This window comes from Chitinophagaceae bacterium (assembly GCA_030053935.1).
Lineage (GTDB): Bacteria > Bacteroidota > Bacteroidia > Cytophagales > JASGCU01 > JASGCU01.
Map to the genome: position 1 here is coordinate 1 of JASGCU010000069.1, position 12,676 is coordinate 12,676.

Annotated in this window: 10 protein-coding genes; 7 read left to right on the top strand and 3 right to left on the bottom strand. The window is 31.6% G+C overall.

Features of this window, described 5'->3' with window-relative positions:
- Positions 1 to 55 precede the first annotated feature (55 nt).
- From QM536_07370 to mreC, 7 genes are all read left to right on the top strand, one after another.
- Positions 56 to 1,705: a capsule assembly Wzi family protein gene (locus QM536_07370; GenBank protein MDI9356823.1), complete on the top strand. Its 1,650-nt coding sequence runs from the start codon at positions 56 to 58 to the stop codon at positions 1,703 to 1,705.
- Between the two features lie 365 nt (positions 1,706 to 2,070).
- On the top strand, positions 2,071 to 2,409 hold the full coding sequence (locus QM536_07375) for a tRNA-binding protein (GenBank protein MDI9356824.1): 339 nt from the start codon (positions 2,071 to 2,073) through the stop codon (positions 2,407 to 2,409).
- 58 nt (positions 2,410 to 2,467) lie between these two features.
- Positions 2,468 to 4,156: a helix-hairpin-helix domain-containing protein gene (locus QM536_07380; protein ID MDI9356825.1), complete on the top strand. Its 1,689-nt coding sequence runs from the start codon at positions 2,468 to 2,470 to the stop codon at positions 4,154 to 4,156.
- A 7-nt stretch (positions 4,157 to 4,163) separates the two neighbouring features.
- Positions 4,164 to 5,294 carry a radical SAM family heme chaperone HemW gene (hemW, locus tag QM536_07385; protein MDI9356826.1) on the top strand — a complete coding sequence of 377 codons (1,131 nt, stop codon included), beginning with the start codon at positions 4,164 to 4,166 and terminating at the stop codon, positions 5,292 to 5,294.
- Positions 5,295 to 5,381: 87 nt separating this feature from the next.
- The gene (gene lhgO, locus QM536_07390) at positions 5,382 to 6,575 is read left to right on the top strand and encodes an L-2-hydroxyglutarate oxidase (GenBank protein MDI9356827.1); all 1,194 of its coding nucleotides are present in this window, start codon (positions 5,382 to 5,384) and stop codon (positions 6,573 to 6,575) included.
- A 161-nt stretch (positions 6,576 to 6,736) separates the two neighbouring features.
- Entirely contained in the window at positions 6,737 to 7,342 is a 606-nt protein-coding gene (locus tag QM536_07395) for a superoxide dismutase (protein ID MDI9356828.1), read from the top strand.
- Between the two features lie 740 nt (positions 7,343 to 8,082).
- The gene (gene mreC, locus QM536_07400; GenBank protein ID MDI9356829.1) at positions 8,083 to 8,889 is read left to right on the top strand and encodes a rod shape-determining protein MreC; all 807 of its coding nucleotides are present in this window, start codon (positions 8,083 to 8,085) and stop codon (positions 8,887 to 8,889) included.
- Between the two features lie 599 nt (positions 8,890 to 9,488).
- Here the strand turns inward: mreC and QM536_07405 are convergent.
- The 3 genes from QM536_07405 to QM536_07415 form a co-directional block, all read right to left on the bottom strand.
- On the bottom strand, positions 9,489 to 10,163 hold the full coding sequence (locus QM536_07405) for a hypothetical protein (GenBank protein MDI9356830.1): 675 nt from the start codon (positions 10,161 to 10,163) through the stop codon (positions 9,489 to 9,491).
- A 22-nt stretch (positions 10,164 to 10,185) separates the two neighbouring features.
- Positions 10,186 to 11,031 (bottom strand): DUF2306 domain-containing protein, encoded by an 846-nt coding sequence (locus tag QM536_07410; GenBank protein ID MDI9356831.1) that lies wholly within the window; start codon positions 11,029 to 11,031, stop codon positions 10,186 to 10,188.
- A gap of 156 nt (positions 11,032 to 11,187) precedes the next feature.
- On the bottom strand, positions 11,188 to 12,102 hold the full coding sequence (locus QM536_07415; GenBank protein ID MDI9356832.1) for a hypothetical protein: 915 nt from the start codon (positions 12,100 to 12,102) through the stop codon (positions 11,188 to 11,190).
- Between the last annotated feature and the right edge of the window lie 574 nt (positions 12,103 to 12,676).

Here is a 12,676-nt window from a genome sequence, read left to right on the forward strand (position 1 = left end):
AAGATGCTTATAACTACTTTTTTCAAATAAAAATCATTCAGCCCTTTTATAAAAAATGAAACAGATATATCTTGGTCTTATAGTATATATAGGTTTTTATACCGCCTTTTCACAGCCATTGCCCATGAACAATATCTTTTTAGAAGACCGAATGAGACAAAAACAAATAGCAGGAGAATTACAAACAGATGTCTCTTTTTTATTAAAACCGCTTTCCCTTGCTTACCTACAAAAGGACAGTTCTTTTGACAAATCAATCTCTCTTCCCAAGCAATTACTCCATTTTTGGAAAAACCGAATACAACTCCATCTCTTACCAATACAAATCATTACTCAGTATAATTCGCATCTTCCTTATGGATGGAATGACGGATCATTAATCCCCGCTCAAGGATTTCAATCTTCTATATCCACAGGTTTTTTTGGAAAAATTGGATTTCTTACTTTTCAAATAAAGCCCGAATTTGTTTTTGCTACCAATGGAAAATTTAATACCTTTCAAACAAACGATATACGAGTGATTCAGCCCCTATATGAGTATCATTATAATCAAATAGATGATCCCGAAAGAATAAACGGTGCAAACTATTGGAAAACTATTCTCGGACAATCTTTTATTGGAATAAACGCAGGAGCTGTTTTTGCTGGAATAAGCACTGAAAATATATCTTGGGGACCAGGAAAAAGAAACAATCTCATACTCAGTAATAACAGCGAAGGATTTGCTCATATCACTGTAAAAACATCTCGCCCTGCTGATATTTTTATTGGAAAATTAGAACTACAGTTTTTGATAGGAAAATTAGAAAATTCTCCTTACAACCCACCCGCACCAGATACAACGACATTCAAAAGATTTGGAAGACCGAAATCTGATAACTGGAGATATTTTAGTGCTTTTATGCTGAGTTATGAACCAAAGTGGGTAAAAGGACTCTACTTAGGATTCTCAAGAACCTATCAACAATATGATAGTACCACTCGCAGATTTCATAATTTTAGTAATTATTTTCCTCTTTTTGATGTTATTTTTAGAACAACTGACGGAACCTCTGAAAATGATAATGACAAAATCCGAGACCAAAGATTATCATTTTTTATAAGATGGGTATGGAAAAAAGCAAAGATGGAATTTTATTATGAATATGGAAGAAATGATGCTTCAGCGGACTTGCGTGATTTTTTACAAACCCCTGAGCATGCACGAGCATATATATTTGGTTTTTCTAAAGTATTTCCTATCTATGGGAAGAGATACTCTTTACAAATAAATGCAGAGATAACACAAATACAGCAAGCACCTTTAGAAAGTGTTTTCCGAACTGCCGGAGAATTTTACACTCATTGGCAACTTCTCAACGGCTATACTCACAAAGGACAAAGAATAGGAGCGGGAGTAAACGGAAATATACAATCTTTAGACATATACTTTCTAACAAAACAGAACCGAATAGGTATCCAATTAGAACGCATAGAGCAATTCCCTGATGTCTATTACGAAAAAAAATTCTCTCAATATTCACTTGCCCCATGGATTGATTATGGCTATGGATTGATTGGAGAATACCAATGGAAAAATTTTATATTCCATGGAAAAATGAAGTTTATACGTAGCACCAGCTACCAATGGCAATTGGATACAAATAATAACCCTCTCTCTTTATTTAATTCTCATTTTCAAATACATCTGTTATATCAATTTTGAAAATAAACATCTTTCACAAATTGGTAATTATACTCATTTGCATTTTAATTTTAAATCGGGTGTGTTGGGTAATTTGTAATATCATCGTACTATTAGCGCAAATGAGTATACATTAAATACCCCCCTTACACACATTGAAACCGTTTCGATTTAAAAACGTAAAAAAACGAATATTTTATTTCACGAATACTATGGGTTCGTATTTATTTCCATAATTATTTATTTTGATTATTTTTTCACTAAACTACGCGAATTTTATTTTTATTTTATATAATGGGTAATGCAATGATTCATTTTGATAGAAATGAGTAGATTTTTTTAATTTAGTTTTACAACGGTCTTAATTTATAATTATTACAACAACAATGGGATTCATTCATTGGGATGATTTTACGAAAGTAGAAATAAGAGTAGGGACAATAGTAGAAGTGATGGACTTTCCGAAGGCAAAAAAACCTGCCTATCAATTAAAAATAGATTTGGGGGATGAAATAGGAATAAAAAATTCCAGCGCTCAAATAACAAATAAATACACAAAAGAGGAACTTGTAGGAAAACAGGTGGTGTGTGTGGTAAATTTTCCTCCTAAGCAGATAGCAAATTTTATGAGTGAGGTTTTAGTAACAGGATTTTCAGATTCTGAAGGTCATATTATATTATGTATCCCCGAAAGACCCGTTCCAAATGGAAAAAAACTTCTATAAATATTTTTTATGTATATTAAAAAAATAACCATTTGAAACATAAAATCAATAAAAAAATATGGATAATAGAGAAATATCAGAAAAATTGAAATTAGTAGGAACTCTTATGGAACTACACGATGAAAATCCTTTTAAAATACGAGCATACGGTATTGCTTCTTTCTCTATAGAACGAATTGAAATACCCATTTCTACCCTTTCTCAGGAAGCAATAAGCGATATTCAGGGAGTAGGAAAATCTATTGCACAAGAGGTTTGGAAAATGATAGATGAAAATACTTTTCCACTTTTAGAAGCATTAAAAAACAAGACCCCCGAAGGTGTTATGGATATGCTCCAAATAAAAGGATTAGGTCCCAAAAAAATAAGAGTATTTTGGAAAGAACTAGATATAAAGACCCCTGAAGAGCTTTATACCGCATGCGAAGAAGGAAAAATAGCTGCTCTGAAAGGATTTGGTGAAAAAACCCAACAATCTCTATTAGAAACTCTGCAATACAAAAACTCACAAAAGAAAAAACTGCTGTTTTGTGATGCAGAAAAAACTGCACAAGAAATGAAAGATTTTTTACAACACAGGTTACCATCCTTAAAAATATCTTTCTTGGGAAATCTTCGTCGCTGCGGAGAAGTAATTGAGTGTATAGAACTTTTAATCAATACAACAAATTGGAAAGGTATTACAGAAATTCTTGCCTCAAAATACTCTATAAATACAAAACAATCGGGTCCTTTTTCCATGAGAGGAACCATCATAGAAAAAAAAATTCCATTTCATATACGACTAACAGAGGACTCCTCGTTTGTAAAAAAATTATTAGAATACACTCCCGAGCCCGCACATCTGAACTATCCATTTTCTGATGGAAAAACAGTAAGGGAATTGTTATTTTTAAATACAAAAACCGAAGAATTAGCATACCAGACAGCAGGATTAGAGTTTATTCCCCCGGAATTAAGGGAAGGACAATTTGAATTCCATCTCATAAGAAATGGCTCCCTCCCCCATCTCATAACCATGGAAGATATAAAAGGAATATTGCACATTCACTCTCATTATAGTGACGGAAAAAACTCACTCAGAACAATGGCTGAATATGGAAAAGAACTCGGTTATGAATATTTAGGCATAACAGACCACAGTCAATCCGCCTTCTATGCAAATGGATTAGATGAAAACAGATTACAAAAACAGCACGAAGAAATAGAAGCACTCAATAAAGAACTCTATCCCTTTCATATTTTCAAAGGAATAGAATCTGATATATTACCAAATGGAGAACTGGATTATGAAGAACATACTTTGAAAACATTTGATTTTGTAATAGCATCTGTGCATTCTTCTCTCAATATGGATATAGAAAAAGCAACCCAACGACTCATAACAGCCATTAGGAACCCCTACACGACCATACTCGGACATCCTACAGGACGTATTTTATTGGAAAGAAATGGGTATCCTATAGACCATGCTGCAGTTATAAATGCCTGTGCAGAACATAATGTTATCATAGAAATAAATTCTTCCCCTAAAAGATTAGACCTTGACTGGAGGTGGGTACACTATGCAATGGAAAAAAAAGTTAAGCTCAGTATCAATCCCGATGCACATAAAAAAGAAGGATATGCAGATATGTATTATGGGGTATTAATGGGACGAAAAGGTGGTCTCACAAAAAATATGACCATCAATACTTTCTCAAAAAACGAATTACAAGTTTTTTTTAAAACCCGTCAAGTATCCTAAAAAATATATGGCAGGAATCTATATTCATATACCTTTTTGTAGAACAGCATGCCACTACTGCAATTTTCATTTTAGCACTCATATCAAAAATAAAAAAACAATCATTGATGCTTTATGTGCTGAACTATACCTTCAAAAAAATTATTTGGAAGAAGAACCCATAAAAACTATATACTTTGGCGGTGGAACCCCATCATTATTGTCTTTTGAGGAACTAAAATATATTTTTAACGTTATAAAAATTGTTTTTGACACAAAAGAAGTAGAAGAAATAACCATAGAAACAAATCCCGAAGACCTGCATATACAAAAAATAAAAGAATACAGAACTCTGGGTATAAATAGATTCAGCATAGGGGTACAATCCTTTTATGAACCCCATCTACATACTCTTAACAGAAAACATACTGGAGAAGATGCTATAACTTCTATAAAAAATGCAAAAAAAGAAGGATTTACCAATATCAGTATAGACATAATATATGGCATTCCTTACAAAGACCATGCTATTCTCATACAAGATATTGCTACTGCCGTAGATGTAGCCCCTATGCATATCTCTGCCTACTGTCTTACTATAGAAGAAAAAACTCCTTTCGGCACTTGGGTAAAAAAAGGAAAAATGAAAGATATAGATGAAAATTTTGCCAGCGAACAAACAGAAATTCTGATGGATACTTTACAAAATGCTGGATATGAGCAGTACGAAATCAGTAACTTTGCAAAAGAAAATAAATATTCTCTCCACAACACATCTTATTGGAATAATACAAAGTATCTTGGCATAGGTCCCAGCGCCCATTCCTATAACCATTACTCTCGGCAGTATAATATACAAAACAATATTTCTTATACTCATTCTATTCAAAAAGGAATGATACCCTGTGAAAAAGAACTTCTGACCAATGCAAATAAATTTAATGAATATATATTGACTTCTATCCGCACCAAGTGGGGAAGCAATCTTCACTACGCATCTACACTTACGGGGATAGATATTGCATCATATCCTGAAAAAGTAGATTTTATTCAGATGTGTAAACAAGAAAACATAGTAACAGAAAAAGAAAATACTCTTTACCTTACAAAAAAAGGAAAATTATTAGCAGATAAAATTACTGCTCATTTGATGGTGTAAAAAAATAAACATCCCATTTTATAAATTGTTTGAGAAATATATCTTGCATTGTTTTAATAAAGTAGAATTTAAAAATAACTTTCAAAAATGAATGATGTAGTAATAATAGGTGCGGGAATAGTCGGACTATCAACCGCTTACAAGCTTTTACAAAAAAAACCTTTTTTAAAAATACATATAGTAGAAAAAGAAAACACCTTCGCTATGCATCAAACAGGTCATAATAGTGGAGTTATACACGCAGGTATTTATTATAAACCAGGCACTCTCAAAGCACAGAACTGTATCCGAGGATATGCAGAACTTATAAGCTTTTGTGATGAACATACCATTCCATATAACCTATGTGGAAAAGTAATTGTAGCAACAGAAAAGCGAGAACTACCCATTTTAGAAATTATCTTTCAAAGAGGAATAGCAAATGGACTTTCTGCAATACGAGAACTGACAAAAGAAGAACTCTTAGAAAAAGAACCTTATTGCAATGGAATAAAAGCAATTCACGTTCCTTACACTGGGATTGTTGATTATACAAAAGTAAGTAAAGCATTGGCAGATGAAATACAAAAAAAAGACGGTCTTTTCACTTATAACAGCAAAGTAACCTCTCTCAAACACAAAAATACTTTTGTGGAAATCATAACCCAGAAAGAAACCCTCATGGCTAAAATAGTCGTCAACTGCGGTGGATTATATTCCGATACTATTACAGATATGATAGAAAAACAAAGAGATATACAAATAATCCCTTTCAGAGGAGAATATTATAAAATAAAAGATGCTCGTAAATATCTGGTAAAAAACCTTATTTATCCCGTTCCCAATCCCAATTTTCCCTTTTTAGGAGTACATTTTACCCGAAAAATAAATGGAGAAGTGGAAGCAGGACCAAATGCTGTACTCGCTTTTGCAAGAGAAGGATATTCTAAGACAGATATACATATGAGTGAGTTTTTAGCAATCATCCGTTGGGGTGGTTTTCAAAAAATTGCTCTGAAGTATTGGAAGACAGGTATAGGAGAGATGTATAGATCTTTTTCCAAACAAGCATTTACGAGGGCTCTTCAAAAATTAGTTCCTGATATACAAGCATCGGATTTAGAAGTAGGTGGAGCAGGAGTAAGAGCCCAGGCGTGCCATAGAAATGGAACACTTTTAGATGACTTTTTTATACAAGAAAATACTTTCTCTGTAAATGTATGTAATGCTCCCAGTCCCGCCGCTACTTCCTCTTTATCTATTGGCGACTATATTGCTCGTATGGTTCTCTCAAAACTATAAAAAAATAACTAAAAAAAAGTTTTTTAAGATAATATCCTTATAAAAGTTTTACACTATTCTCAAAAAACAATACTTATTAAAAAGTTATTGTATTTTATCGCAAAAATACAGATTCAAAAATATATTATTTTTAAATGTTTTACTATTAAAATTATAAAATTATGCTATTCGAATTACCAAAATTATCCTATCCTTTTAACGCATTAGAACCATATATTGATGCACAAACTATGGAGATTCACTATGGAAAACATCATAATGCCTACATCACCAATCTGAATAAAGCAGTGGAAGGAAATGAAATGGAAAAATCCTCCTTAGAAGAACTCTTAAAAAACCATACCCACGTGCCTGCTGTAAGGAATAATGGTGGTGGGCATTGGAATCACAGTTTCTTTTGGAAAATACTTACTCCTGCTCACAATTCAGGAAAACCCGAAGGGGATCTATTGAACGCAATACAGAGTGCTTTTGGAAGTATTGATACCTTTAAAGAAAAGTTTACAAATGCGGCTCTGACTCGCTTTGGTTCAGGATGGGCATGGCTCTGTGTCAAAGACAGAAAATTAGAAATATGCTCTACCACTAATCAAGACAATCCCCTCATGCCTAATACAGGATGCCAAGGTTCTCCTATTTTAGGATTAGACGTATGGGAACATGCCTATTACTTAAAATATCAAAATAAAAGAGCTGATTACGTGAACGCCTTTTATAATATTATTAATTGGAAAGAGGTAGAAAACAAACTCCGAGAAGCAAAATAATCGCTTCTATCAAAAAAACCAACGATGAAAATTGTTGGTTTTTTTTTGATTATTTTTGCATCTACTGTTTTTTCTTCTATTGTCTTCTTTGCAGAGCATTTGGATGTGTAGATTTCATTTTTTTATATTAATGTGATTATTTTATTACGCCAGTGTGAGGGAAATTTGTGTTGTGCGTGTTTTATTTCTCAATGATTTCGTTTATTCGTTCTTTTTCTGTCCAATTTACAGGATCTTTGGTTATTTTCTCTCTATGTAGGGATATTTTTTTACCTCCATTGTTATTATACTTTTTACTTATCGTTCTTTTGATGAAAACTCAAAATTTTCTCAAGGAGGGTTCTAAAAATTGATTTTCTTCAAAAAAAAGATGTTGCATGCAACGTCTCTACTATTGTTTTTTTAGATTTTTAATTCGCAACGGTAATAAAAAATCTGCGTTATCCGCGTTCCAATCTTATAGAACGCTGATTTAACAAAAATGAAAAATAATGTAATAATTTAAAATAAATAATTAGATTTTTTTTCAAATTAAAAATCCAAAATGGGTTCTTGGTAGTTTTTAATTTGCAATATTTAAAAAATGAATTTTTAGAACCCGCCTATAATAATATAAGAGGATACACCACAAATATGTTGAAAAATTACAGAAATAAAACAATACATCTCTTTTTAATTAGATTGCGAGAAGTGTCGGAAGGATACATTCTTATTTTCATTTTATAATATATACATACAATATGAAAACTACTTTACATGTTACCAAAAAAAGAGAACAAAGTTTTGTTTTTTTACTTCTTTTATTTTTGTCATTTTTATTCATTTTTAGCAGGGAAAGCATTATACGTTCTCATTACTATAATGGTGTTTTGACTTCTACGTCTCAAATAAAATCGACTCTCTCTTCTTTCACTCATTATATTTCTCTAAAAAAAAAAAATAGAGAGATATTGGAAGAAAATGCTTTTTTGAAACAACAATTACTACAATATTCACAAGAGCATAAAGAAGATTCTGCTATTATCCAAACAATTCCTTTTGAAATAATACCCGCTCGTATTATAAATAAAACAGTTTTATGGGTAAATAACTATATAACTATTGATGTAGGAGAGAATCAAGGGGTTACAAAAGGGATGGGGGTTATTACTGAAAATAGTATTGTAGGGCAGGTTATAAATACTTCTCGAAATTTTTCTATTGTTTTACCTGTGCTACATATAAAGACGTTAATCTCTGCTGTTTTAAAAAAGAGTAAGGTAATAGGAACTATTCATTGGGATGGGAAAGACCCTCGTTATGTAAAGTTACTATATGTTCCGAGGCATGTGGAAGTGAAAGAAAATGATACAATACTCACATCGGGCTATGGTTATATTTATCCGCGTAATTATATTATTGGGACGGTGCATACGTATACATTACCGAAAGGGGAAATTTTTTATGATATTATTGTGGAACTTTCTACTAATTTTTATACTCTAGATAATGTATATGTGATGAAGCATGGTTTGAAATCAAAAGCAGATTCTATAGGTGGGTTCTAAAAATTGATTTCTTCAAAAAAAAGTGTATGGTAACATTTTTAAAAGAGAAAGGTATGAAATTTTATTATATTTTTGCGTAAGGCGAGTTTATAATTAAAAAACATTATTTTTTTTTGGTGTTTTGTGAAATAAGGGAAAATGTTCAAAAATAGTTTTTGGTCATACATATACTTAGTATTTTTTATAAGAATACATCCAAATAAAAGCAAAAATAGAGAATATAAAATAAAAAATAATGTCCAAAATATCAAAAGTACCCCTTAATAGAAAATGGAAGTACTGAGATAATTCCACTATAACCCCTATAAAAAAAGGAAGACATCTCAGAACCCAAGCAAGTGTATTGTTGGATAATATTTTTTGTGGTGAAAAAGCGTATAGATAAAACAAAGAAAAGGAAAACATCCACAATCCATCTACCAAATTATATATAACCCATTCATATTTACAGATAGGGTACACCGAAAATAAAAATATATCCACAGAATATTTTCGTATATATTGATTAAAAGGAATAAAGGTACTACGACAAGATGCATAGATACAAATTCCTAAATAAATGGAAAAAAACATAGGCACAAAACTCCAAAAAAAACGGTTCATTCGAAAGGAATAGGTTCTTCTTTCTGTAAAGAAATGAGAACTCCAAGTGACGCGTATCCAGTAAGGTAGCGGCTATCTATTGACTTATTTATGAGACTTAAATCAGGAGAAAAACCCACTATTATCTGCATTTGTCGTTTGATTACTTTAAAAAAAGGAACGGACAAAGATATTTCAGGGGAAATCAGATTATCTACTGCACCTCCCATTCTATAATATATTATATCAGGAATTTGTTCTTTATACTTAAAAAGCACATTCCCACGCATCATAAACAAAATATGATAGTTTTTTTTTATAGTAAAATCATAAAAAAACCCCATGTAAAACCCTGCATAATACAGAGAAATATTATAATTTTGCAAACGGGATTGTCCAGTTTGAATATTTTGAATATTTATAATAGCATCCCCACCCTTTATCTGATTCACTACCCCACAAAATGCTCCTAAATGTTTATACTGTATAATACGAGCCATCAATTCTACATGAGGAACATAAATGGGACCATATATCCCTTTTTCATATCCAGTATTATTTACATTGAGAGCCAAATGATTATAATATATATACGAAACACCCCCTCCTACTATTACAGAGTATTTAGGAACTCCTTGACTAATACCTCTAAAGGATAGAGGAATGAAAAATAAAACTATAAAATATTTCATAACATAAAAATTACATTGGTTTTCAAAAAAAAAATTCGTTTTTTATATAATAACTCCAATAATACTTATAAAAATGATAGGTACCTAAGAGAAATATAACAAATAAAAAAAGAAATAAAAAAGAGAACAAAAAGTTTAGAAATGGGTGTGCTTTTATTCTATCATACCTCAAAAATACTTCTGCTACTACAAGATTAGGAATGTAAAAAAAGAAAACCATTATTTTATCAAACCATCCTGTAAAATCTAGTTCATGTTCTAAACCATCCATGCTGAAAAACCAAAATCCATAATACATACGATAAAGCCACGAACCGATAACCAAAGAAAAAAGACGTATAGCCCAAATACGATGCACAACAAATTGCTTGTGTTTTACTGTTAAATATGTTTTCAAAGCACAAAATAGTAACAGTATCCCATAGAGTAAAAAACCAATATTCATAATTATTCCGCCAATAGTTCCCTTTAGCAAAATAAAGAATACACCTCCTACTGCGGTAATCCCACATAAAATAACATACAATCTTCCAATCCATCTGTGAAAATTGATAAAACGAATTCTTATGATAGGAATGAGTTGGATATACCCCAATATCATTATGATAGATCCTGCTATAAAATGTAACCATATACTCCATTCCGCAATAGGTGACCGTGGAAAATATAATCCTGGAAGACCTGCTTCCCAACGTATAGAATCCCTATTTATAAAAGCATACACATAAAAACTACAGATGTACATACTAAACAAAACCATACTTACTATAGCGGTAATGTATACTAAAACACTCGTATAGCGAATACATATTACTCCTATGGAAGCAAAGGTTCTTTTTTTATTTGGCATTATATCAGTAGTATACATATTTATCTCTATATCTCATAAAAAAAGAGGATGCTCGAAAAGTCGCTTTTAGCACGTTTGTAGTTTTGTAACTCTTTGATTACTAATAGTTTTAAAACTAAATATTTGTGTAAAAAGAACTTTTCGGACACCCTCTAATATTTACTAAAACATTCGTTACTCATATATACCTACATAATAAGCTTGTGAATAAGCTCCCAACTGCAGAATATTTATTTTTTCATTATCGGAGAGAGTGACTAGCTTAAAATAACCCCTCATAAAACGAAGCGTTATCTCTTGTCCCTGTTCTATTCCTTTAAATAAATCATCACTGAGAGTATAAGATCCATCATCTTCTGTTATTATATAATTATAAGTTACATTATATTCTTCACCACTCTTTTTTATAGCAGGTGCTCCTGATGCTATGATGTAAAAACTTCCATTGCCATCATTCGTTTTCCACTGAATGTGCATATTTTTTGTTACTTTGTTTAATGATACAACTGCATGATTTATAGTATCGCTTTTATAATTAAGTCCATACAGTGGACTTATCATAATAACGGGATAAGGAACATATATATCCATACTATTACTACCATTTATCCTTGTATTAGTATATAAACCTGGTAACTCTACCGTTACTTTTTTTCCTGAAAGAGAAGTATGTGCATTTGGATGTTGGTATTCGCAAACCATACCAAACTCACCATAACAAGGGCTCATATATGTTTGAAATTTATTACTGTAATGAATATTAAATTCTCCAATACGAATATCACCTACACTCATAGTCGAGGTTCTATCTTTATTCATAAACCAAGCTTCAATATGCGGTCCTATATTTGCCTTACCCTCTGGTTCGCATGCATTATCTATAGATATAAAAACTGAACCATCAGGATCTGCATTAAAAAATTGTAATACCTTCACGGGATCAAAGTCATTATTAACAGTCACATGTACTGTTTCTATTTCGTTGGTGCATGAATTAAATACAGTTAATCCTACAGCAAGTATTATAATTATTGTAAGTGATAATCCTACATAATACTTCTGATAATATACTCTAAATTTTGTTTTCATTGTATTTGTTATTAATAGTTAATAATAAAATAAATTTGTTAATTGTTAGTAAATACTAAAAAAAATGTTCACGAACGTACTACTACTTGGATTTGAGATAGTCTCATAAAGAGTTCTTCTTGAACCGCATCCATCAGCAGGTGTAGTTATAGTTGCCGCTATAGTTGATGGATAGTTTGTTGGGGTTTCTATTATAAATTCAGAACAGTTATTACCAACTCTCCAAGGGCTTGTAAAAGTTCTAGGTGTACCCTGTTGAGGAGTAACAGTTATTAAAAATATATACCTATCTGTTGATGAACCATCAAATAGACTTGCAAGGCCTCCATAACTCGAACAATTAAATTGACGAGAAGATGCGCCATTCCAACAGTTCCCACCATCATATGAACTGTGATTAGATATATTGACATATACTTTAGTCTCTCCCCATGTAGGAGGAGTTATCGGAGCACCACCACCTCCTGTACTGAGACCGTTGCGAATTAAAAACGTAAAAAACGAATATTTTATTTCACAAATATTATGGTCTTGAGGTTCATTTTATTTTTATTTGTTTTTAGAAGAGTTCTAA